The sequence below is a fragment of the Shewanella septentrionalis genome, from assembly GCF_025370265.1.
GTDB classification, from domain to species: Bacteria; Pseudomonadota; Gammaproteobacteria; order Enterobacterales; family Shewanellaceae; genus Shewanella; species Shewanella hafniensis.
Genome location: NZ_JAMTCC010000017.1, coordinates 26,914 through 51,195, shown reverse-complemented (window position 1 = coordinate 51,195; position 24,282 = coordinate 26,914). Strand labels below are relative to the sequence as shown.

General features: G+C 46.4%; 20 protein-coding genes, 1 tRNA gene and 2 pseudogenes. 16 read left to right on the top strand and 7 right to left on the bottom strand.

The annotated features are described in order from the left end of the window. The first annotated feature begins 212 nt into the window (after positions 1–212). Positions 213–671, top strand: coding sequence for a GNAT family N-acetyltransferase (locus tag NE536_RS11495; protein ID WP_261272764.1), 459 nt, complete (start codon positions 213–215; stop codon positions 669–671). 70 nt (positions 672–741) lie between these two features. Then, positions 742–1,686, top strand: coding sequence for a M14 family metallopeptidase (locus NE536_RS11490; protein WP_261272763.1), 945 nt, complete (start codon positions 742–744; stop codon positions 1,684–1,686). A gap of 237 nt (positions 1,687–1,923) precedes the next feature. Here the strand turns inward: NE536_RS11490 and adhE are convergent, their stop codons facing one another. Next, on the bottom strand, positions 1,924–4,527 hold the full coding sequence (gene adhE / locus NE536_RS11485) for a bifunctional acetaldehyde-CoA/alcohol dehydrogenase (protein ID WP_261272762.1): 2,604 nt from the start codon (positions 4,525–4,527) through the stop codon (positions 1,924–1,926). A 318-nt stretch (positions 4,528–4,845) separates the two neighbouring features. Between adhE and NE536_RS11480 the strand changes: the two genes are divergently transcribed. The 3 genes from NE536_RS11480 (at position 4,846) to NE536_RS11470 (ending at position 8,055) form a co-directional block, all read left to right on the top strand. Further along, the gene (locus NE536_RS11480) at positions 4,846–5,478 is read left to right on the top strand and encodes a YchE family NAAT transporter (protein WP_006081420.1); all 633 of its coding nucleotides are present in this window, start codon (positions 4,846–4,848) and stop codon (positions 5,476–5,478) included. Positions 5,479–5,759: 281 nt separating this feature from the next. Beyond that, positions 5,760–7,754, top strand: a complete 1,995-nt coding sequence (locus NE536_RS11475) for a methyl-accepting chemotaxis protein (protein WP_261272761.1) — start codon at positions 5,760–5,762, stop codon at positions 7,752–7,754. Positions 7,755–7,967: 213 nt separating this feature from the next. Further along, positions 7,968–8,055, top strand: a tRNA-Ser gene (locus NE536_RS11470). Between the two features lie 431 nt (positions 8,056–8,486). Here NE536_RS11470 and NE536_RS11465 read toward each other — a convergent pair. From NE536_RS11465 to NE536_RS11460, 3 genes and pseudogenes are all read right to left on the bottom strand, one after another. Further along, positions 8,487–8,689 (bottom strand): annotated as a pseudogene (locus NE536_RS11465) (IS982 family transposase); the annotation flags it as partial. A gap of 160 nt (positions 8,690–8,849) precedes the next feature. Next, positions 8,850–9,044, bottom strand: a complete 195-nt coding sequence (locus tag NE536_RS22985) for a transposase (RefSeq protein WP_425347532.1) — start codon at positions 9,042–9,044, stop codon at positions 8,850–8,852. After that, positions 8,984–9,745, bottom strand: coding sequence for a hypothetical protein (locus NE536_RS11460; protein ID WP_261272760.1), 762 nt, complete (start codon positions 9,743–9,745; stop codon positions 8,984–8,986). The genes NE536_RS22985 and NE536_RS11460 overlap by 61 nt, the downstream gene beginning before the upstream one ends. A 150-nt stretch (positions 9,746–9,895) precedes the next feature. Here NE536_RS11460 and NE536_RS11455 point away from each other — a divergent pair. Continuing rightward, positions 9,896–10,214 (top strand): annotated as a pseudogene (locus NE536_RS11455) (IS4 family transposase); the annotation flags it as partial. A 115-nt stretch (positions 10,215–10,329) separates the two neighbouring features. Here the strand turns inward: NE536_RS11455 and NE536_RS11450 are convergent. Both NE536_RS11450 and metG read right to left on the bottom strand, forming a co-directional pair. Then, positions 10,330–11,286 (bottom strand): AEC family transporter, encoded by a 957-nt coding sequence (locus tag NE536_RS11450; RefSeq protein WP_261272759.1) that lies wholly within the window; start codon positions 11,284–11,286, stop codon positions 10,330–10,332. 296 nt (positions 11,287–11,582) lie between these two features. Next, positions 11,583–13,652, bottom strand: coding sequence for a methionine--tRNA ligase (metG, locus tag NE536_RS11445; protein WP_261272758.1), 2,070 nt, complete (start codon positions 13,650–13,652; stop codon positions 11,583–11,585). A gap of 160 nt (positions 13,653–13,812) precedes the next feature. Between metG and apbC the strand changes: the two genes are divergently transcribed. From apbC to NE536_RS11400, 9 genes are all read left to right on the top strand, one after another. Next, positions 13,813–14,928: an iron-sulfur cluster carrier protein ApbC gene (apbC, locus tag NE536_RS11440; protein WP_261272757.1), complete on the top strand. Its 1,116-nt coding sequence runs from the start codon at positions 13,813–13,815 to the stop codon at positions 14,926–14,928. A gap of 11 nt (positions 14,929–14,939) precedes the next feature. Beyond that, positions 14,940–15,578 carry a uridine kinase gene (udk, locus tag NE536_RS11435; RefSeq protein ID WP_006081926.1) on the top strand — a complete coding sequence of 213 codons (639 nt, stop codon included), beginning with the start codon at positions 14,940–14,942 and terminating at the stop codon, positions 15,576–15,578. 31 nt (positions 15,579–15,609) lie between these two features. Next, a complete protein-coding gene (dcd, locus tag NE536_RS11430; protein ID WP_006081925.1) occupies positions 15,610–16,191 on the top strand; it encodes a dCTP deaminase in 582 nt (193 codons plus the stop codon). Positions 16,192–16,196: 5 nt separating this feature from the next. Next, positions 16,197–17,006, top strand: a complete 810-nt coding sequence (gene pabC, locus NE536_RS11425; protein WP_261272756.1) for an aminodeoxychorismate lyase — start codon at positions 16,197–16,199, stop codon at positions 17,004–17,006. Beyond that, the gene (gene mltG / locus NE536_RS11420) at positions 17,003–18,040 is read left to right on the top strand and encodes an endolytic transglycosylase MltG (protein WP_012089387.1); all 1,038 of its coding nucleotides are present in this window, start codon (positions 17,003–17,005) and stop codon (positions 18,038–18,040) included. Before pabC ends, mltG begins: the two co-directional genes overlap by 4 nt. 22 nt (positions 18,041–18,062) lie before the next feature. After that, positions 18,063–18,689: a dTMP kinase gene (tmk, locus tag NE536_RS11415; protein WP_006081922.1), complete on the top strand. Its 627-nt coding sequence runs from the start codon at positions 18,063–18,065 to the stop codon at positions 18,687–18,689. Further along, entirely contained in the window at positions 18,683–19,639 is a 957-nt protein-coding gene (holB, locus tag NE536_RS11410) for a DNA polymerase III subunit delta' (RefSeq protein WP_063883455.1), read from the top strand. Before tmk ends, holB begins: the two co-directional genes overlap by 7 nt. A 6-nt stretch (positions 19,640–19,645) precedes the next feature. Beyond that, positions 19,646–19,972: a PilZ domain-containing protein gene (locus NE536_RS11405; protein WP_006081920.1), complete on the top strand. Its 327-nt coding sequence runs from the start codon at positions 19,646–19,648 to the stop codon at positions 19,970–19,972. Between the two features lie 213 nt (positions 19,973–20,185). After that, positions 20,186–20,974, top strand: coding sequence for a TatD family hydrolase (locus NE536_RS11400; RefSeq protein ID WP_006086270.1), 789 nt, complete (start codon positions 20,186–20,188; stop codon positions 20,972–20,974). Between the two features lie 269 nt (positions 20,975–21,243). Here the strand turns inward: NE536_RS11400 and rsmF are convergent, their stop codons facing one another. Beyond that, positions 21,244–22,704 carry a 16S rRNA (cytosine(1407)-C(5))-methyltransferase RsmF gene (rsmF, locus tag NE536_RS11395; RefSeq protein ID WP_261272755.1) on the bottom strand — a complete coding sequence of 487 codons (1,461 nt, stop codon included), beginning with the start codon at positions 22,702–22,704 and terminating at the stop codon, positions 21,244–21,246. A gap of 223 nt (positions 22,705–22,927) precedes the next feature. Here rsmF and NE536_RS11390 point away from each other — a divergent pair, with 223 nt between their 5' ends. Beyond that, positions 22,928–24,154, top strand: a complete 1,227-nt coding sequence (locus NE536_RS11390; protein ID WP_261272754.1) for a nucleoside recognition domain-containing protein — start codon at positions 22,928–22,930, stop codon at positions 24,152–24,154. Positions 24,155–24,282: the final 128 nt, after the last annotated feature.

Genomic DNA, 24,282 nt, shown 5'->3' with positions numbered 1-24,282 from the left:
CAGACTGTTTAATAACAAACAGTGAATGACAGTGTAATGAAAGACGTAAGGCTCGCCCTGATAGGGTTATCATCGGCGAGTCGTTTGATGTGATTAACTATTAAAGTGTTTTACGCGAAGCGTCTTTTGTTCAAGTGTCTTAAAAAGCCAGGACTCTGTTCTGGCTTTTTATTGCGTCATGTAATGGATTTATTTTTAATCAAGGAGTTAAGATGAATATTCGAGCCGCAACCTTAGCTGATATCCCTGAAATAAGCGAATTGCTCACTCAGTTAACCCAAGACTTTATCGCTCCAACATGCACTGAAGAGGGCGCTGCAATCTTAGTGAATGCCATGTCGATTGAAGCGATTGGTAGCTACTTTGCTATGGGTTATCAGTATCATGTCGCCATAACGGACTCGGGCCAACTTGCAGGTGTAGTGGGGATGAAGGCGAATAGTCACTTATATCATCTTTTTGTTGCCTCCCATGCGCAGGGACAAGGCGTAGCGCGAATGTTATGGGAACATGCAAAAACTCAATGTTTAGCCCAAGGCAATCCGGGCGTATTTACCGTGAACTCGGCATTGAATGCACAAGCTGTGTACTTAGGTTTTGGCTTTGAGCCATTAGGAGCAGAGCGAGAGCGCGGCGGGATCCGCGATATTCCCATGCAGTTGACGCTTTAGGCTGGCAGCACTCATTCATCCAAACACTAGTACTCTCAATTGAGCTAATAGAACTAAAAATAGAGGAATTATGGCAAATTTAACCTTTTATCCCATCGGCACTGCTGGCGAGAAATGGGGCGAGGCTGAAAAAGCCGCATGGCTTGCGAGCACCCAAATCAAGCGTTCATATCAAGATGATGTCGTGACGCCACTCAAGGCGATGGAAACAGAGCTGTCAGTGCTTGGGCTTGGCATTGTGCAATATGGCGCCTTATCGATTAACGCCGAGCGTTACCCATTATTTGCGGTGAAGAGCCAGCAGTTTGATCCACAAAAGCCAACCGTGCTGGTGACTGGCGGCGTGCATGGTTATGAAACCAGCGGTGTGCATGGCGCATTGGCCTTTTTAACGAATGAAGCGGCGAAATACGTGCAACAGGTGAACTTAGTAGTTGCCGTGTGCGTGAGTCCTTGGGGTTACGAGACCATTAATCGCTGGAACCCCAAGGCTATCGATCCAAACCGTTCATTCTATGCCAACAGCCCAGCAGAAGAATCGGCGGCCTTGATGGCTTTAGTTGCTTCCGTTACTTCAGTTGAGCAAGGTTTTGATCTGCATGTGGATTTACATGAAACCACAGATTCAGATGAATTAGAGTTTCGCCCAGCGCTGTGCGCCCGTGATGGCATTGAATATGACAAAGGCACTATCCCAGATGGCTTTTATGCTGTGGGTGATACCGAACATTCAATGGATGCTTTCCAACAAGCCATTATCGATGGCGTGAGCAAAGTGACGCACATTGCTCCTGCCGACGAGAAAGGCGAGATCATAGGCTCGACTGTGGTGCAGCACGGGGTGATTAACTATCCGCTGAAGTCATTAGGACTTTGCAGCAGTGTCACTGGCTGTATTTATAACACCACGACAGAAGTGTACCCAGATAGCCCAACGGCCACGCCTGCCGAATGTAATCTGGCGCAGGTTGCGGCCATCACCAGCGCCATCGATTATGTACTGGCGCAGCGTTAGTCGTAGTTTGTTGTGATGACCATTTTAGTGATATTAAGTTTATGAATGATTAGCTTAGTGATCGTAAGTTGAGTTAGCGGCTAGTGAAGTGATTTTACGTGCGATCGATTAATGCATCGACTCCTTAATTAGATCATTCACTGAACATCACGCAGTAAAAAGCCCTCATTCGAGGGCTTTTTCATTTATGTCGCGCTACGTTTATTTAGCACGCGCTTAGCATCGTTAGGTGATTACCTAGTTGTTATCGCTATAGTCACGGCCATAATAGCTATCGAGGAACAGTTGTTTCAGCTCGTTAATCAATGGGTAACGTGGGTTGGCACCTGTACATTGATCATCGAAAGCATCTTCGGCTAATTCATCTAACTTGGCGAGGAAGTCGGCTTCGTTGACGCCGGCTTCTTGGATAGAAGCAGGAATGCCAATCGTCTTCTTGAGGTGTGTGATTTTCTCAAGCAATTTTTCGACTTTTTCTTCATCCGTTTTTCCGCCTAGTTTCAAGTGATCTGCGATGGCAGCATAACGGCACAGGGCTTTTGGCCTGTCGTATTGGCTAAAGGCCGCTTGCTTAGTGGGCAGATCCGTTGCGTTAAAGCGTATTACGTTATTGATCAGCAGCGCATTGGCTAAACCGTGGGCGAGATGGAACTCTGCGCCCAGTTTGTGCGCCATTGAGTGGCAAATCCCGAGGAAAGCGTTAGCAAAGGCGATACCTGCGATGGTGGCGCCATTGTGGACTTTTTCACGGGCGACAGGTGACTGTGAGCCCAAGTTGTACGCATCGGGTAAATATTTGCACAGTAAGTCGAGGGCTTGCAGTGCTTGGCCGTCGCTATATTCGTTTGCCATCACGCTGACATAGGCTTCAAGAGCATGGGTCACCGCATCTATGCCACCAAAGGCGGTCAGAGATTTAGGCATGTCCATCACTAGATTTGGGTCAATAATCGCCATGTTGGGCGTGAGTTGATAATCGGCAATCGGATATTTTTTACCGGTAATTTCGTCTGTCACTACCGCAAAAGGCGTGACTTCTGAGCCTGTGCCTGAAGTGGTTGGAATTGCCACCATCATGGCTTTGGTGCCCATTTTGGGGAATTTGTAGATACGTTTACGAATGTCCATAAAGCGCAATGCTAGATCGGCAAAATCCACATCTGGATGCTCGTACATTACCCAAATAATCTTAGCCGCATCCATTGGTGAGCCGCCGCCGAGCGCAATTATCACATCGGGTTTAAAGCTTTGGGCCACCTTAGCGCCTTGACGGACTATGGCTAATGTGGGGTCGGCTTCAACATCGTAAAAAATTTCGGTTTCAAGGCCCTGGGCTTTTAAAATCCGCATGGTTTCATCGCAATAACCGTGATTGAACAAAAATCTGTCTGTGATGATTAAGGCGCGTTTTTTATCGCTCAGTTCTTCGAGCGCGATGGGCAAACTACCGCGGCGGAAATAGATAGATGCAGGAAGCTTATGCCACAACATGTTTTCGGCCCTCTTAGCGACGGTTTTTTTATTGATTAGATGACTCGGGCCAACGTTTTCTGAAATCGAGTTGCCGCCCCAAGAACCACAGCCTAAAGTGAGCGAAGGTGCCAGTTTGAAGTTGTACAGATCGCCAATACCGCCTTGTGAAGCTGGGGTGTTGATCAAAATACGTGCTGTTTTCATTCTAAAACCAAAGGCATGAACACGTTCTGTTTGGGTATCTTGGTCGGTATAAAGCCCTGATGTGTGGCCAATGCCGCCGAGTGCGACTAAGGCTTCGGCTTTATCCATGGCATCGTTAAAGTCGGTGGCGCGGTACATGCCAAGTAATGGCGATAATTTTTCATGGGCGAAGGCTTCGCTGTCGCAAATGTCGGTGACTTCACCAATCAACACTTTTGTCCAGTGTGGCACTTCAAAGCCCGCCATTTTCGCGATACTGGCAGCACTTTGGCCAACGATATCGGCATTTAAACCGCCATTTTTCAAAATGACCTGCTGCATCGCCGCGGTTTCATCCTTCGATAGCATGTAGCCACCGTGAGAGATAAAGCGCTCTTTTACTTGCTCATAAATACTGTCAACTACAATCACAGCTTGTTCTGACGCACAAACAACGCCGTTATCGAAGGTTTTCGACATGAGAATCGAACTGACCGCGCGTTTGATGTCGGCGGTTTCATCGATAACAATAGGCGTGTTACCCGCACCTACGCCAATCGCGGGTTTACCGGAAGAGTAGGCGGCTTTCACCATACCAGGGCCACCTGTTGCGAGGATCAAATTGACTTTAGGGTGAGTCATCAATTGATTCGACAGTGCGACACTGGGCTCATCAATCCAGCCAATAATGTCTTTAGGCGCACCCGCAGCTATGGCAGCATCCAGCACTAACTTTGCCGCAGTTGTGGTTGAAAATTTGGCCCTAGGATGGGGCGAGAAGATAATTGCGTTACGGGTTTTAAGGCTGATTAAGGCCTTAAATATCGCGGTCGATGTTGGGTTCGTGGTCGGTACTATGCCACAAATGATACCCACAGGTTCGGCAATGGTGATAGTGCCGAAGGTGACGTCTTCAGATAAAATCCCGCAGGTTTTTTCATCTTTGTATTTGTTATAAATGTACTCAGAGGCAAAGTGGTTTTTGATCACTTTGTCTTCAACGACACCCATGCGAGTTTCTGCTGCGGCCATTTTCGCCAGCGAGATACGCGCATCGGCAGCGGCAAGGGCAGCTGCGCGGAAAATTTTATCGACTTGCGCTTGGCTGAATGTCGCATACTCGGCTTGTGCTTTCGCTACACGCTCGACCATGAGATCCAGTTCTTGTGCATTGGTCACTGTCATGATTAATACTCCTAAAAAGATTTAGTGAATCAAGGCATTCACTAAATCCTCTTTATGGTAGAAAATTACACCTAAAGCCGCGTTGAAAGTGTGACACCACCGACAATATCGGGCTTTTATGTAATAAAACTACACTTAGGGTAACTTGTTTGTTTAAAATTGCGTTGAAAATGCATCGACTTCGATAACTAAATATTATTCGAAGTTGTGATTTAACCTCAAAAATCTCATTTTTCAGTCAATAGCGCTTGAGATACTATACTTGCCCTCAAGCATATTTTGATGAAGACGGCGTGACACGCACATAAGGATAGTCCCTTGGAGTTAACTCTTTACGTTAAATTTTTTCTTGGCCTAGTTGCCATCATTAACCCAGTCGGGTTGTTGCCTGTGTTTGTGAGCTTAACCAGCCATCAAACGGAGGCTGAGCGGAATCACACGGGTAAAGTGGCCAACTTTGCGGTTGTGGTGATCCTCTTAGTCACAATTGTGGCGGGGCAGCACATTCTGAATATGTTCAGCATTTCGTTATCAGCCTTTAGGATCGCGGGTGGCAGCTTGATTGCCATTATTGCGATGTCGATGTTGCAAGGTAAATTAGGCGAAGTGAAACGCAACCAAGAAGAAGACCGAGAATCCTCGGCAATGGAATCTGTGGCGGTGGTGCCTTTGGCCTTGCCACTGATGGCGGGACCTGGTGCTATCAGTTCAGTAATTGTCTTTGCCGCCGAGCATAATTCATTGTCGAACATTATTGCCATGTTCATCACTGTGATTGTGTTTGGTTTAGTCAGTTTTGGCCTGTTTAGAATGGCATCTATCATCTATAAGATTTTGGGTAAGACGGGGATTAACGTGATTACCCGTCTTATGGGGCTATTAATGCTATCCATAGGTATTGAAGTGATTGCGGCAGGTGTTAAGGGATTATTTCCGCAGCTCTTTAGCTAAGTATTACTCCGCAGGATTCATCGTACTTTTATCAATAAACGCACAGGTATTATTCCTGTGCGTTTTTATTTGTACGCTAATTTTTTTGAATTTTATCGGTTTATCCTGAGTGCACTTAATAAGTCGGCGCTTTTTTTCACCTTTAAAGAAAGGCATGAAGTCGCAGTTTATCAGTATATTAGCGACTACTTTTCTACAAACCTTAGTCGTCCTATGCATAATCTTATGCTATACCTAGTGTTCGCTAATTTAGTTAAAAATTCGTTTAAAAGGAAATTTTTATGAAATGGCAATGGATTGGTAATCTCAGTCTAAAACAAAAATTATTAATGGTCGTTTTGCCTCCCTTATTAGCTTGTTTCCTCTGCGGCTCCCTTTACCTCATTGAAAAGTATGAATATAAGCAGGATTTAACCTTAGTGGTACAATTGAGTGAGTTGGCTGTGACAAACAGTAATTTAGTGCACGAATTACAAAAAGAGCGCGGAATGAGCGCTGGATTTCTTGGCTCTGCGGGAAAAGCCTTTGCCGCGAAAATCCCTAGTCAAAGACAGCTTACGGATACACAGCTGAATCTCTACCAGCAATTTATCACCCAAAATCAGCTACCATCGATATTTGCTCCTAAGCTTAAGGAACTTAATTCACAGTTAGGTCGATTAAATTCAATTCGCTCACAGGTGGACAGTTTAAGTATCAGCGTTGCCGACGAAGTCGCCTATTACACAGAATTAAATAAGATATTACTGGCGATAGTCGATGAAACCGCTAAAACTGGCGCCAACCAAGAAATCGCCATTAAAGCCGCGGCCTTTAGTGCCTTTTTGCAATTGAAGGAGAGGGCGGGGATTGAAAGGGCAGTACTCAGCTCAACCTTTGGTCAAGCCGGATTTAAGCCTAAGGTTTATGCAAAATTTATCACTTTAGTCTCGGAGCAAAATACCTACCAAGAAAGGTTTTTAGCCTTAGCCTCAATGGATTTACCCGCTGCATTTAACCGTTTACAGAGTTCAGCTGCAATGCATGACGTTGAACTGTTACGTCAAATTGCATTTGAGCAAGATAATCAAAAAATTCAACAACAAAGCCCAGAAGATTGGTTTAGTAAATCAACCGCGCGGATTGAGTTATTACGTGAATATGAGCAACAGGTCTCAGCTAATTTACTCAAGATCACCCATGAGAGATTATCCTCAGCAAATGAGAAAATGTTCTTAGTGCTCACGACCTTAATCTCAGTATTAACGATAGTCTTGATACTGAGTTTATCTGTGATCCGCTACTTGCACGACAGTGTGCATCATTTGTATTCGACTATTACACAAGCCCGTAAACATTATGATTTGAGTGTGCGTTTGACTCAAACAAGCTCGGATGAGTTTGGTGAACTTGCCATCGCCTTTAACGACATGATGAGTGATTTTGAAAAGGTTATCCTACATGTGCGTGCTAGCGGCGCGAAGCTACAGCAAGCGGTAGCCCAAATGGACCTTTGTACCCACGCCATGGAGCAAGATGTGATGGCGGGTCACAGCGAGGCAGAGCAAGTAGCCTCAGCTATGACAGAAATGAGCGCGACAGTGACCGAAATTGCCAGCAATGCCGTACAGGCATCCGAAGCGTCCTCGGCCGCTAATCGTGAGGCAAAGTCAGGTAACATTGAAGTTGGCCGTACAGGTATATCAATTAAGGCTTTGGCAGATGATATTAGTGGTGCATCTCAAGCGATAAATGAATTGGATAAAGAGATCCACGGTATAGTCGTTGTGCTCGATGTGATCAGCAGTATTGCTGAGCAAACCAATCTACTGGCGCTCAATGCTGCGATTGAAGCTGCACGAGCAGGGGAAATGGGCCGCGGTTTTGCCGTTGTCGCTGATGAAGTCCGCAGTTTAGCGCAGCGCTCGCAAACTTCTACTTCCGATATTAAAAATATGACCGACAGATTAAAAACGGGGGCGAGCATTGCAGTAAAAGCCATGGAAAGGGGCTTGGCACAGGCAAACAACAGCGTTCATGAAGCTGAGAAAGCGGGTATCGAACTGAAACGTATTGTAGAGCAAGTCGACATCATTGATCGAATGAACGAGCAAATTGCCACAGCAACCCATGAGCAATCGGCGGTATCCGAAGACGTAAACCGTAATGCACTGAAGATCAGTGAGATTTACCTTAATACTCAAAGGATCTCCGATGAGCTTAGGGAACTGACCAAAGCCCTAACGTTTGACGCAAATTTAATGTCAAAAGAAGTACACAAATTTACCGTCAATTAACGGCATAAAACGGTGAAAAGATTCAGGAAATGACGCTGGTTTGTTTAGCAATTGTGCAACCGCCTGAAACTGAGTCTTTTTTACTTGACCCCCTTTAGGCTTTTGCGTACAGTACCGCTCCGTTAACGATGAAAGCCTCTCGGCAAGGCTATATGAAATCGCTAGCGATTGTTAAACGTGAAAGATTAACCACGCTAACATAAATCGACATATGGTGAGGTGTCCGAGTGGCCGAAGGAGCACGCCTGGAAAGTGTGTATACGGTAACGTATCGAGGGTTCGACTCCCTCTCTCACCGCCAAATTCTTAAACAAAAACAGCGACTTAAGAGTCGCTGTTTTTGTTTTGGGAACTATTTGGGATCCAAATGTGGATTTTAATATAGTTGTTTAGCCTAAAATCTCCCTTCCAATCATTTTTTCCGGTTTTACCTTAGTGATATTCTTTCACTCATTCAGCATTTATCTACCCATCTTAGGCATACAGGCAGTTGGTATGTTATCAAGTGTAGGTGTGTAAAAAATCATCTATGTTAGTTCGACAATTTCTAGAATTATTGGATGGGGTGAAAACAACTGAAATGTTGCTTAGCTAATATGAAGGGAAGAACAGTTGATTGGCCTTTCAAATCTTACTTAGGTCTGTGCCATGGAAATTTGCCCTATTTTCATAAATTGCTCAGCAAATGAAATTGCTAGTTCAATCTGAACGGCGGACATTTTTTCACGTACGGAGATAGCCGATGTAGACGTTCTTGAAATTACGATGGTTGTACATCTGAAAAAGTATGATGGTCATCACTTCGCTCATCTTAATACGGCCAGCGCGTTGACGCTTGCGTGTACCATCGGTTAACAGGTTTTTTTCCCCATTCAGGAATGAAAACAGCGCAAAAAATCATCGACATCGCAAAACACTTCCACTAATTTATGCATATTCCCTCCGGTGTGATGGAGTTTCTCTTGGTCGAAAGATCCGATCACTTGGAGGGCTATTAGCTCAACAGTTTATCCCATATATGGACTCCACCTGTTTAGCAATTGCTTTGACAAAAAGATTAGATGCGCACGTATATACGGTTTTTTATTGAAGAAGCTATCTTTTAACCAATGATCTATTCGTACCCTCTGTCCTTATCGAGATTGTAGCGTTGTTAACGCTGTCGGGATAAACAGGTTGATAGAGGATTGAACGCAGGTATTTATCGCCACCGTGCTTATTTATTCCAATCATAACAACCTTACCTCCACTGCTGTGTTGTTTAGGGGGAACACCAACGAAGACAGCCACATCCCGGCCATTCTTAAAACCTGACAGTCACCTAAGCAAGCCAGTAAACCGGCTGCACCAATATGACTAACGCCTTCGAGTTTCATCAAGCGTTTACAAAGTTCTGATTGAGTGACCCACTGCTTTAACTGTAACGTTACCGCTTTGTAGTGCTCTTCTGTTGTTTGATATTGTTGCCATAAAATCATGAGCAATGGTTTGATTTGCTCAGGTAAGTCTGTTGATTCTGGCGAAATAAAGTGAGTGATGGCTTGCCTTAATGACTTTTTACCTAACGTGATGATAGCGCCATATTCAAAACTCAACGCTCGTATGTGGTTACCCAGTGATGTGATTGTTCGGTCGAACCATTTTCTGCTGATTTGAATCGCTTGAATGTTCTGTTGTGATAGGTCTTTAACCTGGCAGAAAGTCATTCCTAACTGTGTTGATGCGATGGCAATGCCGATAGCATCATTAGCGTCTGTTTTTTGATTGCTGATAGAGGGTTTTACTTTTTTAGGTGCCATCTCTCTGACTTCATGCCCAAATGATTGTGCGACTCGAGCCCAGTAGTGAAAGCTAGCACAGCCTTCCATAGCAACTACACAAGGGGGAGAGTTGGCAAGAAGGTCTTTCGTTTTTTGTGGTGACATGGCTTTATTGAATAACAACTCACCATATGGATTCACTTTACAAACTTGAATGACTTTTTTTTGCAAGGTCGAGAGATATTATTGTAGGCTTACTCAAGTCTGGACTCCTTTTGTTTTGGTTGACACCAACTTACGACTGTAGTTTGGTGGAGTCCATACATCGAGTTCAGGTAGATTATGTTGCTCGCAGCGCCAATGAAGAAAGGAACTCAATATGAGCGGGTGACTCAAGAGCTGCGGGGTGTGCTTCTGGGTTGCAATATCATTAAATACAATATGTTACTAATAGCTAGAAGCTTGCAATCAGTCCATTGCAATCAACTGATTTTTCGTGATACAGCGAGTTATATCATCTTCAAGTTGACACAACTGCCATCATAAACACCGCGCAATGTCCCCAGATACGTATTGGATATAGAACGAAATGCGCGGCAATTTAAGTTGGATGTTAAATGGGAAAGTGTTTATTCAAGAGTTCATAAAATAAGCAAAAATAATTTCCGGTTAAAGCAAAGAAAATGCCGTTCACTCTTAAGTGAACGGCATTAGAGCATGGCTCGCCTTTTTTACTGTGAGTTATGGTTATTTATCAGCACTCAAACTTGTTCCTCTAGCTGATTTAGCAATCAGCTCTTAGCCTTTAGCAGCAGCTAGATCAGCTCCAAAGTGGACAATACAAAGATGCCTAAGGTGCACGTGATCAACGAGCAGACTGTGGTCAGCGCGATAATATTGGCTGCAAGGGGTGCATTGCCATCCATGGCGCGTGCCATCACATAGCTGGCGGCTGCGGTGGGGGCAGAACTCATTAAAAAGACCAGCGCTAACTCAATCCCTCGATAGCCCAACAGCAAGGCCCCAATCGTAAGAAAAAGCGGGGCAAAGATCAGTTTTAATGCGGTCGAGAACCAAGTTGAATACTTTTCATGTTTGAGTGAACCAATATCGAGCGAACCGCCAGTGCACAGTAGCGCTAGTGGCAGGGTCATATTGGCAAAGTATTGGCCCGCATCGAGCACCATTTTCGGTACTGGAATAGCAAGTAAATAGAACAACATGCCGACCATAATGGCAATGATCAGCGGGTTTTTGGTAATGGTTTTAATAATCACGCCAAATGCGCGTTGGCTGGATTCTTCGCCTTTAGGGCTGAGGCAAATAACCGCTTGAATATTGTAGAGCAGCGTCATCGAGGCGACATAAACCGCAGCTAAAGCAACACCAGAACTGCCATAGGCGTTGGAAACATAGGCTAAGCCGATAATCGCGGTATTGGCCCTGAATCCCCCTTGAATGATCACGCCTTGGTCTTTGTGCTTGGGAAATAGCTGCCCAGTTGCATAGGTGGAGAGTATAAAAAACAGGAAATTGGCCGCTAAACCATAGCCAATTAAGGGCGCACTGGAGGCGAGATCGTGATTGGAGCTAATAATGCTAAGGAACAGCAAGGCTGGCAGCGTCACGTTAAAGACTAGTTTTGATGCGACATCAATAAAGTTTTCATTGATGATTTGGGTGCGTTTTAGGATCACACCGAGCGCTAACATCAAACAAATTGGACCCGTAATCGAGGCAGAAAACAGCAACTGCTCAACGATATTTCCCATAACTACTCCTCGAATGATTCACTGAACACTGCGTTGATTTTAGATTGGTCACAGATATGAATATCACACTGCAGCAAATGCCTTGTCGATAGAAATACGAGCATTAACTCGATCTCTGAAACCTGTCACTTAAAGCAGTCGCTTAAACCTGTCAGCTAAACCTAGTGGCGTAAACTCAGTCTTTTAAAAGACAAAGTGACACTCGAAGCCACAAATAGGCTCAAACAATCGATACCAACAAATAAGGCCACATAAAATGCGGCCTTATTGATTTTTCGAGCGTTGTCTAGCGCAGATTACTTAACACGCATGCCAGGCTGTGCGCCTTCATGGGGTTCTAGAATCCACAGGTCGCTGCCACCAGGGCCAGCAGCTAACACCATACCCTCTGACATGCCAAAACGCATCTTACGTGGCGCTAAGTTAGCAACCATTACAGTCAACTTGCCTTCGAGATCTTCTGGCGAATAAGCCGATTTGATCCCAGCAAACACTTGGCGCGTTTCACCACCGATGTCGAGTTGTAACTTGAGTAACTTGTCGGCGTCTGCAACATGCTCGGCTTTAACGATGCGAGCGATACGCAGGTCGATTTTTGCAAAATCATCAAAGTTGATGGTCTCACTGATAGGATCGTCAACCAGCGGTTCATTGCTAACCGCTGAAGCTTCAACCGCTTTTTCAACGGGAGCCGTCTTTGGTGCATCGGCCGTGACTTGCAGGTTATCCTTGGAGTCGGCAACCATAGCATTGACTTTATCCAGCTCAACACGTTGCATCATTGCCTTGAATGGGGCGATTTCATGACCCGCTAAATCTTGGCTCAATGCATCCCAAGTGAGTGGCAATTGGAAGAATGCTTCTACATCTTGGGCTAAACGTGGTAATACAGGTTTTAGATACGTCACGAGAATACGGAACAGATTCAAGGCGTTTGAACACACTTGATGTGCCGCTTCCTGTTGATCGTCATGTTTCACCATTTGCCAAGGTGCAGCATCGGCCACAAACCCGTTGGCAATATCCGCCAGCGCCATGATTTCGCGCATCGCTTTGCCGTATTCGCGCGACTCGTAAAAATCGGCAATCACGTCTTGCTTGGCTAAAAACGCTTCGGTCAGCGTAGTATCAGCGATTTTCGCGAGCTTGCCATCGAAGCGTTTAGTGATAAAACCTGCGGTGCGCGAGGCTAAGTTCACTAGCTTACCGACTAAGTCTGAGTTCACGCGCTGGGCGAAATCTTCCAGATTTAAATCTAAATCGTCGATACGACTGCTGAGTTTGGCCGCGTAGTAGTAACGTAAATATTCAGGATCTAAGTGGTCTAAATAGGTGCGCGCCTTGATAAAGGTGCCTTTTGATTTTGACATTTTCGCGCCATTGACCGTCACATAGCCGTGGGCATAGACGCTGTTTGGCTGACGATAACCTGAGCCGTGTAGCATGGCTGGCCAGAAGAGGCTGTGGAAGTAGACTATGTCTTTACCGATGAAGTGATAAACCTCAGCAGTAGAATCTTTACTCCAAAATTCATCGAAGCTCAGTTCTGGGCGTTTGTCACACAGGTTTTTGAACGAACCCATGTAGCCGATAGGCGCATCTAGCCAAACGTAGAAATACTTACCTGGCGCATCGGGAATTTCGAAACCAAAATACGGTGCATCACGGGTGATATCCCATTGCTGCAGACCTTGCTCGAACCATTCGTCGAGTTTATTGGCCATTTCGACTTGCAGTGCGCCAGAGCGAGTCCACTCTTTGAGCATGCCTTCGAAGGCCGGCAGGTCAAAGAAAAAGTGCTCAGTGTCTTTCATCACTGGCGTTGCACCCGATACCGCTGATTTTGGATTGATCAGTTCAGTTGGGCTGTAAGTCGCGCCGCAGGCATCACAGTTGTCACCGTATTGATCGGGCGATTTACACTTAGGACAAGTACCTTTTACGAAGCGGTCAGGTAGGAACATGGATTTCTCAGGATCGAACAGCTGAGAAATGCTCTTGCTCTTGATATAGCCATTCGCCCGCAGTTTTAAGTAAATATCACTCGCCAGCACGCGGTTTTCTTCACTGTGGGTGCTGTGATAATTATCGAAGGCGATATTAAAATCGGCGAAATCCTGCTGATGTTCTTTGTTCACTTGGGCGATCATATCTTCAGGCGCTATGCCTAATTGCTGGGCTTTAAGCATGATCGGCGTGCCATGGGCATCATCGGCACAAATATAGTGGCACTCATGTCCACGAAGCTTTTGATAACGCGACCAGATATCTGTCTGGATGTATTCCAACATGTGACCTAAATGTATCGGTCCGTTTGCGTAGGGAAGTGCGCTGGTCACGAGAATTTTACGTTGTGAAGTTGCCATCTTGTCTCAAATATCGTGGTGGGCCAAAAATATTGGTAGAGATACTAACCGATTACAGGATGATTTTCATCAAAAGCTGAGCCGATTGAGCTAAATCTGCGCTAATGTTTTCTGCATTATCTGGTACACTTGGGCAAATTTATTGGTGGGGGTAATTCTTTTGTCTTCAACTCAAACTGATTATCGTCTAAATGACGATCTTCTCGGGCCAGTTCTGGCTATTCTCGATTCATTTGTTGACCCGTATCTCGCGAAAGGGTTAGTGAGCGCAGGATGCGTAAATAAACTGGCGTTGGAAGGTAAGCGTTTGCAGCTTGGCTTAGCCTATCCATACCCTTGCATGACCCAGTATCGCGACACTGTCATGGCGCTGACGAATAAGCTAGCAGTGCTCGATGCTATTGATGAAGTCGAATGTGAAATCGATTTTCAACCAAAAGCCTATTCAGCGTTATCTTCTATCGCACCGATTGCCAATGTGAAGCAAGTGATTGCCGTTGCCTCAGGTAAGGGCGGTGTGGGTAAGTCAACCACAGCGGTGAACTTAGCTTTGGCCCTCGCGGCTGAAGGCGCGCAGGTGGGTATTCTTGATGCGGATATTTACGGCCCGTCAGTGCCTATGATGCTAGGTATTCCTGATTTCAGACCGCTTTCCCCCGATGGCAAACACATGACCGCCGCCAGTGCCCATGGCATTGCCGCGCAATCGATTGGGTTTATGCTCAGCGGTGATGAAGCCGCTGTGTGGCGTGGCCCAATGGCAGCGGGGGCGCTAGCGCAACTGCTCAATGAAACCCAATGGCCAGAGCTGGATTATTTAGTCGTCGATATGCCGCCGGGTACGGGTGATATTCAATTAACCCTGTCGCAAAAAGTACCGGTGAGTGGTGCTGTTATCGTCACTACGCCGCAGGATATCGCGCTGGCCGATGCCAAGAAGGGCATCAATATGTTCCAGAAAGTGAACATTCCTGTGCTAGGTATCGTCGAAAACATGAGTTTCCATTTATGTCCCGAGTGTGGCCATAAAGAACATCCATTTGGAACACACGGTGGCAGTAAAATCGCCGAGCGTTATCAAGTTCCACTGCTAGGCGCCTTGCCGTTGCACATTAATATCCGTGAAGCCATGGATAACGGTGCACCGACGGTCTTTGCCGATCCAGACAGTGAAGTAGCCGCACTTTATCGGGAAATTGCCCGTAAAGTGGGCGCAGAATTGGCTTTAAAGCAAAGCCAGAAAACAGTTTCTATTAGTGTTTCAGATGACGAGTAAGGTTTAAGGGTATGAATTCTCAGCAGTGTGTCATTATTGCAATTGCTGGCGCGTCAGCATCGGGCAAAAGTTTAATTGCCAAAACGATTTTTGACGAATTACGCCGCGATTTAGGCACAGATCAAATTGGGGTAATTAATGAAGACGCGTACTATCGCGATCAGAGTCATTTATCCATGGATGAACGGGTATTAACGAATTACGATCATCCAAAAGCGTTGGACCATCAACTGTTGTGCACCCATTTACAGTTGCTCAAGTCTGGCGAAGCTGTTGATATCCCTTGTTATAGCTACACAGAACACACTCGTATAGCAGAAACCCTGACGATGACACCGAAAAAGGTGATCATTTTAGAAGGTATCTTACTGCTGACCGATCCTAAATTACGTGCGTTGATGGACGCGAGTGTGTTTATGGACACACCGCTGGACATTTGTTTCCTACGTCGCCTAACCCGTGATGTGGCTGAACGCGGTCGTACGATGGAATCTGTGATTTCTCAGTACAAGAAAACCGTGCGTCCTATGTTCTTACAGTTTATCGAACCGTCGAAACAATACGCCGATATTATCGTTCCCCGTGGCGGTAAGAATCGTATTGCGACCGATATTTTAAAAACTCGTATCCAACATTTACTGGCAAAATAACGACATAAAAACTCAAGGAGTAATAGGCAAGATGCGCTTAACCGATATCGAAATTGAACAGGCCCTTGATAACGGCACTATCGTAATAGAACCTCGCCCCGGCATAGAAGCTATTTCAGGCGTCAGTGTTGATGTGCGCTTAGGTGGACAGTTTCGCGTGTTTAAAGATCATACTGCGCCTTATATCGACTTGAGTGGCCCAAGCGTCGAGATGCAAGCTGCGCTTGATCGGGTGATGAGTGAAATTATCGAAATCCCTGATGGCGAAGCGTTTTTCCTGCATCCTGGCGAATTGGCCTTGGCGGTGACTTACGAGAGCGTGACGCTGCCCGCCGATATCGTCGGTTGGCTCGATGGTCGTTCATCATTGGCGCGTTTAGGTCTTATGGTACATGTGACTGCGCACCGTATCGATCCAGGTTGGCAGGGTAAAATCGTGCTCGAGTTCTATAACAGCGGTAAGTTACCTTTGGCCCTGCGTCCACGTATGACCATAGGCGCGCTTAACTTTGAACGCCTCAATCATGCGGTTGCACGTCCTTATAACACCCGTAAAAGTGCCAAGTATAAAGATCAGCAAGAAGCGGTCGCCAGCCGTATCAGTCAGGACTAACACAAGTGTTTTGGGTGAATGGCGCATCGCAGGCGAGTGTCGACCCTTCCGATCGAGGGCTTGCCTATGGTGATGGCTTGTTTGCGACTATGCGGACAGGCGCTGAGGGGATTTTGTTTTTCAACGCCCATCATGCTCGTTTAACCGCAGGCGCCGCAAGGCTTGGGTTTCAATGGCAAATGAGTGAAGCACTGCAACAGCAGCTTCATGCCTTAGCCATTGAATATCCACATCATTGCATTAAGTTAATCGTTTCCCGTGGTGTTGGTGGCCGTGGTTACACACCACCAGAAACGGTTAATCCTACCGAAATCGTCTCAGTTCATGCTATTCCAAGCCATTATGCAAAGTGGCAGCAAGCGGGCATTTGCCTTAAAACCTCTTCGATACGATTGGGTTTGCAGCCCTTGTTGGCTGGGATGAAGCATTTAAATCGACTCGAACAAGTCTTAATAAAATCCCACCCTTTACCTCAGGGGTTTGATGACTGGTTAGTTAACGATATCGAAGACAATGTGATTGAATCTTCGATGGCGAATGTGTTTTTTATCAAAGGCAATCGCGTTATAACCCCTTCATTAGCCCTGTGCGGCGTGGCGGGTGTGATGCGCGAACAGGTTATGATAGCCTTGCTTGAACAGAACATGAATATCGAATGTTTGCCCGTTGGCGCCGAGCGTTTAATTGAATTTGACTCAGCGTTTATCACTAACAGCGTTTTAGGAATTGTGGATGTGCTGGCGATAGATTCGCTCAAGTTCAGCCGTGCTCCGATTACCGCGCAACTTAGACAGACACTTTCACTCACCCTATGAAAAAACTCATTCTTATCGCCAGTTCAACCTTGTTGACCTTGCTGACATTAGTCTGTTTGGGCGCCTTTTGGGGCTATCAAACCGTCATCGAATACAGTCAAACGCCGCTGAGTCTCAGCGAGCCTAAAGAGCTGACCGTTGAACGCGGTACCAGCGTCAACCAGCTTGCGCAGCAACTTGCCGACGATGGCGTGATTCAAGACACGTGGAAACTCAAGTGGTTACTTAAGTTCCGCCCTGAGCTTGCTAAGATCCGCTCGGGACTTTACGAAATCTCACCTTCACAAACCATTACCGATTTGCTGAATGATTTGATTGCCGGAAAAGTGAAAACCTTCAGTTTGACATTAGTTGAAGGTAAAACCATCGTTGAATGGGAACAACAACTTGCCAGCGCGCCGCATTTACAGATGTCACCAGAGGTGTTTGCCGCCGTATTGATGGCGCAGGGCGATGATTCAGGTTTGCCAGAGGGTAAATTCTTCCCCGACACCTATCATTATACTGCTGAGGCGGATGTTAAAGTCCTGCTGACTCAAAGCTATAAGATGATGGAGCAAGAGCTTGCCAAAGCGTGGGCAGAACGGGCGCCGAATTTGCCGTTAAAATCCCCCTATGAAATGCTGATTTTGGCATCGATAGTCGAAAAGGAAACCGGCCAAGCCCATGAGCGCGACCAAATTGCCGGAGTATTCGTTAATCGTCTTAATCAAGGCATGCGTCTGCAAACCGACCCGACGGTTATTTATGGCATGGGCGAACGCTATAAGGGCAATATCACCCGTAAAGATTTAGTCGAAGAGACACCTTTTAACACTTACCGTATTTTTGGATTACCGCCAACGCCGATTGCAGCACCGAGTAAAGCCTCACTGATGGCAGTGTCTAAACCCGCTAGTGTGAGTTATCTCTATTTCGTGTCACGCAACGATGGTACCCATGTGTTTTCAAGCACACTTGAAGCACACAACCAAGCTGTAGATGTGTATCAGCGTAAGAAAAAACCGGCGACGCCAGAAAAATCACCAAAGTAAAAATGCAGAGAAAGAAAATCCAATGTCAGTTTTTGCAAAATTTATCGTTATTGAAGGTTTAGAAGGCGCGGGTAAGTCGAGTGCGATTAACCTTATTCGCGACTTTATTGAAAAACATACGGGTAAAGCGCCGATCTGCACCCGCGAGCCGGGTGGCACGCCACTGGCCGAACGTATCCGTGATTTGGTCAAAATTGCCGATGCGACCGATCCCCTGTGTGACGAGGCCGAGTGTTTACTTATCTATGCCGCCAGAGCCCAGTTGGTTGCCAATGTCATTAAGCCTGCGCTTGCGCAGGGTCAATGGGTCTTGGGTGACAGACACAATTTGTCGTCACTGGCCTATCAAGGTGGTGGCAGGGGCTTAATGCCGTTAGTGGAAGCGGTGAGCACTGCCACCCTTAAAGGCTTTAAACCCGATCTCACCTTGTACTTAGATTTAGATCCTAAACTTGGGTTAACCCGCGCGGCTAAACGCGGTGAGCTTGATAGAATCGAGCAACAAGCGATTGATTTCTTTGAACGAGCTCGCGCGACTTACCTTAAACTTGCCAGCGAAGATGACAGCATAGTGGTTATCGATGCGAGTCAAACCATGGCCGAAGTGCATAAAGATATCTTAGCCGTGCTACAGGCGATGGCATGGTAGTTGAGTCAGGATTTACGGCTGCACAATTGCCTTGGCTCGAAGGGCCAAGGCAGGCATTTTTAGCGCAACTCACGCGGCAAAAAATGCCACATGCGCAACTTGTCGGCATTGATTCAGCCTATGGTGGTGAGCTGCTGAGTGTGTTCATGGCGCGTGCGGCCATGTGTTTGCAGTCAACACCGGCGGGGGCCTGCGGTTTTTGTAAGTCTTGTCAGCTCTTTGATGCGGGAAATCATCCCGATTTTTACCATATTGCTGCCGATGGCAATCAAATTAAAGTCGATCAAATTCGTGAGCTTTGCACACGTCTGACGGCCACAGCCCAGCAAAGTGGCATGCGAGTGGCGATTATTCATCATAGTGAGCGGCTTAACTCCGCTGCCGCCAACGCTCTCCTTAAAACCCTTGAGGAGCCGGGTAAAGACACTTTACTGATATTGCAGTCGGATACGCCTGCACGTTTAATGGCGACGGTCAGCAGCCGTTGTCAGCGCATTCCCTTCGTTGTGCCAAGTCGAGAAATCATCAAAAACTGGTTAGCGCAACAATGTGATATCCAAGAGGATGTTACTTGGTGCTTGAGTGTGGTGGGTGGACCGCTAAAGTTGGCAGAGAGCTTGCAGTCTGAAGGTGGTCAACAGAGCCGTTATCAATCCTTGCTACAGTTTCGCAAAGATTGGGCCCAAAGTTTGTCGTCTGGTCATCTGTGTGCTAGTTTGTTAACTATAAGTGAACAACAAATAATTGATGTTCTTAAGGTTTTATACCTGCTTATACGACAGGTGTTACTGAAAAATAGCCACCAAGATGCGTTTATCCATGCGCAGCTCGGGAACTTGGCGGCCAAGATCATGGGAATGTGTCATAGCTTAAGTACAATGCCGAGCGTCAATTATCTGGCCTTGTGTCAAAGTTATGTCTTAGAATATAGAGAGATAACAAATAAGTAATATGCCATGGTAGATCTCGTCGTTAATTTTGATACCTTACATCAGCTATATCGTGCCTATATGCCTTTTATTAAGCCGGCAGGATTATTCATTGCCACCAGTGAAGGGCATTACCTTGGCCAGCCGCTGACGATTGCGTATCGCTTACCGGGCGCGACCATAACGAATGAATTTCGCGGTGTCGTGGTATGGATCAATCCCTTAGGTGCTTCGGGCGGCCGTCCTGTAGGCATTGGCATTAAAATTGTTTCTGAGCCCGATAGCCATAAACACCACATCGAAAAATTACTGTCCCGCGAACTGGCCTCCGGCGATCTAACCTGCACTATGTAAGTTGGCCCGCATTATTGCTCTGGTTTGAAGGTTACTTAGGTTTAAATGTTACTTAGGTTTAAACGCTCTGCTTTAAGCGTGGCTCTCGTTTAACTGTTCTAGTTTTAACATTGGCCCACACTCTAAACTGATACTTCGCCTCCGTGGAATTTGACCTCGATCCCTTGGCTGGGTATCCTTGTCGTCCTTTTGTTATTCAGCTTGGAAATCCCTGTGCTTATTGATTCACACTGCCATCTCGATCGCCTTAAAGCGGCGCCTGATCAACAAACCCTAGAACATATTCTGGCCAGCGCGAAAGCCCGTGGCGTGGACTATATGCTATGCGTCAACGTGCGCCAGCAGGGATTTGAATCGATGCGAGATAAAGTTGCAGCCTTCGATCAGGTATTTTTGTCATCGGGCGTGCATCCATTAGACGTTAAAGAAGGGCTTGATGTTGAGCAAATCCGCCGCTTTGCCACCGATCCTAAAGTGGTCGCGATTGGTGAAACTGGCCTAGATTATTTTTATGCCGACGAAACTAAATTGCTGCAACAACAATGTTTTGAGCAGCAGATCGCCCTTGCGGTCGAAGTGAATAAACCTTTGATTGTCCATACTCGCGATGCGCGTGAAGACACGATCACTATGCTTAAGCAGGGCAACGCGGATAAAGTTGGCGGCGTACTGCATTGCTTTACTGAGAATTGGGAAATGGCGAAAGCGGCGATTGACCTTGGCTTTTACATTTCAGTATCAGGCATAGTCACCTTTAAAAATGCCGGTGAACTTCGCACTGTTATCCGTAAAGTGCCACAGGATCGCCTGCTGGTTGAAACGGATTCGCCTTATTTGGCGCCTATTCCACACCGTGGTCAAGAGAACCAGCCCGCTTATGTGCGTGATGTTGCTGAGTTTGTGGCCGAGCTTAGAGGTGAGCGCTACGAGGATCTTGCTGAGTACACCAGTAATAACTTCTTTAATTTATTCAAAGATGCGGCGCGTTTAGTCGGCCGTTAGCTTTAAGTGCTTTGACCCATGTTATGCGATTGCGCGATTGCCAATACTGAGACATAAAGGCTCATGTAAAAAGACACTGGCATAAAAAAAGGCCCAAAACGATGAAAGCTGTTTGGGCCTAGGGGAATGGCTCGTTGAAGAGCCGTGCGCTACAGGTGAAAGCGCCATGCAGTGCGCTTTACAATAGACTCAGTGTAGTCGAGCTTTTGCCCTAGAGTCGCGTTCACCTTCCCCTTTTTTAGGTTATTTATCGCTAAAAAACAGCAGAACTATAACGATTTTGTCTGTTCTGGTAGCAATAACACTTTATCTTTCACTAAGTCTCTGGGCAGGTTGTTTTTTAACTTATTGCCTAAATGTTTCGCCATGCCTAATGGCGCGCCGCCATAACAGACGATCACTTCACCTTGGGCTTTGCCTGCGGTGGCTAAGGGAATATCTCGCCCCATTAAATACTCTTTAGCTTCAACATCGCTCACATCGACCGTTTTTGCCGTTGGGCTAAGTTGTTTTCCCGCTAAAGCAATAATCGCTTCATGGCGGACTTTAAAACCGTGCTTACTGTTATCTGCGAGTTTAATGCCAATACGCTGAAAGCGCATACGGCCGATAAAAGCGTTGAATTCATGTGGAAATAGCCAGAATTCATCATCGCGAACCATGATGAGTTCGTCTGGTAAGCTGATACCTAAATCCTGCTGAAAATAGTCTTTGATCCCTTGAGCTTGTTTCGCTGATGCGGTCGTGAAGGGGAAGTTTTTCTGCAGTTTAGGCTCTGGTTGTAACCGCGGCACAGAGGCAGTTTTTGTCAATTTAGCGACAAAGAAACCTTCACTGTCGTAAATCTGTGGCCAGACATGCAAGAAGCCTTCGGCAGTCGTGGCTCGCTCAGCGCCATCAAATAAATCGCTTAAGGATTCAAATTGCACGGCATCGCCGTAGACTTGCTTTAAATACTCGCACACGCCTTGGTTTTCGAGGCGGTTTAAGGTGCAGGTTGAGTAGACCAAACTGCCGCCGGGTTTCAGGGCGAGAAACGCTGATTCGATTAAGGCTTTTTGGGTTTCGCTAATCGCCAACACATCGTCAAGGCTCCAATATTTTAACGCATCGGCGTCTTTACGCACAGTGCCTTCGCCGCCACAGGGCGCATCAATGAGCACTGCATCGAAACTTTCGTACAGGTATTCGCCAAACACGCGGCCATCGAAATGGGTGAGGGCGCAGTGGCTTGCGCCCATGCGCAGCATATTGGCGTGCAATACTTTCACTCGGCTCGCCGAATACTCATTCGCCACCAATAAACCTTGGTTTTGCATCAATGCGGCCATTTGCGTGGTTTTTGAACCCGGCGCAGAGGCGAGATCGAGAACGCACTGCCACTTTGTACTAGTCGTAAATGCACTAGGCGTAAAAAGTGCGGTTGGCGGCAACATAGAGCTGGCTTCTTGAATGTAGAATAAGCCCTGAATGTGCTCTAAGGCATTGCCGAGTTGTTCTTCTTCATCGTAACTGATCCAAAATCCGTCTTCACACCAAGGAATAGGATCAAACGTCCAGCCCTTAGGTTGCATCAGAGTCTTAAAGTCGTCGCTGCTGATTTTTAAGGTATTGACCCGAATTGAACGTCTAAGCGGCCTGTCGCAAGCGGCAATAAACTCGTCCATGGATAAATGGGCGGGGAGTTCTTGGGTGATTGTATCGATAAAATTTTGATTTAATTGAACCATTGATTTCATTGAACCATAGGAAAATAGACTGTGTATCAACTGGCGCGAGTATATCATAATCCCTTATTGGGTCTGAGATTTTATCCCAAGTGCCTCAGCCGTTTTGATGGTTTAATGTTTATGCACGGACGATTGCCGCAATAATGGAATGAGTCGCCATAAAGCTAGCACTCAGTAGTCATGAGCTAATAGAATAAAAACAAATAAAAATAAGGGGATTAGCGTGCTGAATCGCGTGTGGTTAGCTTTCTTTGTTACGGCATTGCTGGTAATAGCGGTGCAACTGTTCAATGGGCACATAGAAGTCCTATCGGCTTCGGTCGCTGCATTATTTGCGAGTGCTAAGCTTGCCGCCGAAATTTCCCTTGGGCTGATTGGCGTACTTTCCCTATGGATGGGATTGATGCAGGTGGGCGAGAAGGCCGGAGTAGTCGGCGCCATCGCCTTTGTGTTTGAACCCTTACTGCGCCGCTTGATGCCAGAAGTGCCCAAGGGCCATCCCGCCTTTGGCAGTATCACGATGAATTTAACGGCGAATATTTTTGGTTTAGATAATGCCGCCACGCCGCTTGGTTTAAGGGCAATGCATGATTTGCAGAGTTTAAATCCGCTAAAAACCGTGGCGACTAATGCACAAATCCTATTTTTAGTGCTCAATACTTCCTCTGTGACCTTAGTGCCTGTGACAGTATTCCTTTACCGTGCCCAGCAAGGTGCAGCCGCGCCTGCGGATATTTTCCTACCGATTTTACTGGCAACCTCGGCCTCGACATTGGCGGGTTTGTTGGTAGTGGCGTTAGTGCAGCGGATTTCGTTATTGAACTCAGTGGTGCTCGGTTATGGCGCCTTGATGCTCTCTGGCCTAGTGGCGAGTGGTTTTTATCTGATGACCTTAAGTGCTGAAGCCATTGGCACAGTGTCGACGGCAATGGGTAACGGTATCTTGCTGTTACTGGTTTTTACCTTTGTGATTGTTGCGGGCATCCGCAAAGTGGCGGTTTATGATGAGTTTATTGAAGGGGCGAAGGCGGGTTTTGCTCAATCTATTAAGTTGATCCCTTATTTGCTCGCCATGCTATTAGCTATAGGTTTACTGCGCGCATCCGGTGCTTTGGATTATCTGTTGCACTTGATTGCCAGTGGCGTGCGGATATTGGGTTTTGATACGCGTTTTGTCGATGCTATGCCGACCGCGCTGATGAAGCCTTTTAGTGGTTCAGGCGCCAGAGCCATGATGCTCGAGACAATGGATCATCACGGCGTCGATTCTTTTGCTGGCCGATTAGCGGCGATTTTTCAGGGCAGCACTGAAACTACTTTTTATGTTCTCGCCGTGTATTTTGGTTCTGTGGGTATTCGCCATGGCCGCCACGCCTTAGCCTGCGGGTTAACTGCGGACTTTGCGGGGATCAGCGCCGCGATCGCCGTTTGCTATTGGTTTTATGGTTAATAGGATGGTAAGGGTCTTGAGCACCTGTAATGTGCCAATAACAGTTCGATAAGCTAAATAATCAATCAGGCGCATAATGCGCCTGATTGATTTGTAAGAGCTTTAATATTCGTGCGTTGGTGTAAGTA

What these genes read in the sequence shown, in the direction of transcription:
- NE536_RS11495 (WP_261272764.1), top strand. Translation starts at nt 213, where the DNA reads ATGAATATTCGAGCCGCAACCTTAGCTGATATCCCTGAAATAAGCGAA.
- NE536_RS11490 (WP_261272763.1), top strand. Translation starts at nt 742, where the DNA reads ATGGCAAATTTAACCTTTTATCCCATCGGCACTGCTGGCGAGAAATGG.
- adhE (WP_261272762.1), bottom strand. Translation starts at nt 4,527, where the DNA reads ATGACAGTGACCAATGCACAAGAACTGGATCTCATGGTCGAGCGTGTA.
- NE536_RS11475 (WP_261272761.1), top strand. Translation starts at nt 5,760, where the DNA reads ATGAAATGGCAATGGATTGGTAATCTCAGTCTAAAACAAAAATTATTA.
- NE536_RS11450 (WP_261272759.1), bottom strand. Translation starts at nt 11,286, where the DNA reads ATGGGAAATATCGTTGAGCAGTTGCTGTTTTCTGCCTCGATTACGGGT.
- metG (WP_261272758.1), bottom strand. Translation starts at nt 13,652, where the DNA reads ATGGCAACTTCACAACGTAAAATTCTCGTGACCAGCGCACTTCCCTAC.
- udk (WP_006081926.1), top strand. Translation starts at nt 14,940, where the DNA reads ATGAATTCTCAGCAGTGTGTCATTATTGCAATTGCTGGCGCGTCAGCA.
- dcd (WP_006081925.1), top strand. Translation starts at nt 15,610, where the DNA reads ATGCGCTTAACCGATATCGAAATTGAACAGGCCCTTGATAACGGCACT.
- mltG (WP_012089387.1), top strand. Translation starts at nt 17,003, where the DNA reads ATGAAAAAACTCATTCTTATCGCCAGTTCAACCTTGTTGACCTTGCTG.
- tmk (WP_006081922.1), top strand. Translation starts at nt 18,063, where the DNA reads ATGTCAGTTTTTGCAAAATTTATCGTTATTGAAGGTTTAGAAGGCGCG.
- holB (WP_063883455.1), top strand. Translation starts at nt 18,683, where the DNA reads ATGGTAGTTGAGTCAGGATTTACGGCTGCACAATTGCCTTGGCTCGAA.
- NE536_RS11405 (WP_006081920.1), top strand. Translation starts at nt 19,646, where the DNA reads ATGGTAGATCTCGTCGTTAATTTTGATACCTTACATCAGCTATATCGT.
- rsmF (WP_261272755.1), bottom strand. Translation starts at nt 22,704, where the DNA reads ATGGTTCAATTAAATCAAAATTTTATCGATACAATCACCCAAGAACTC.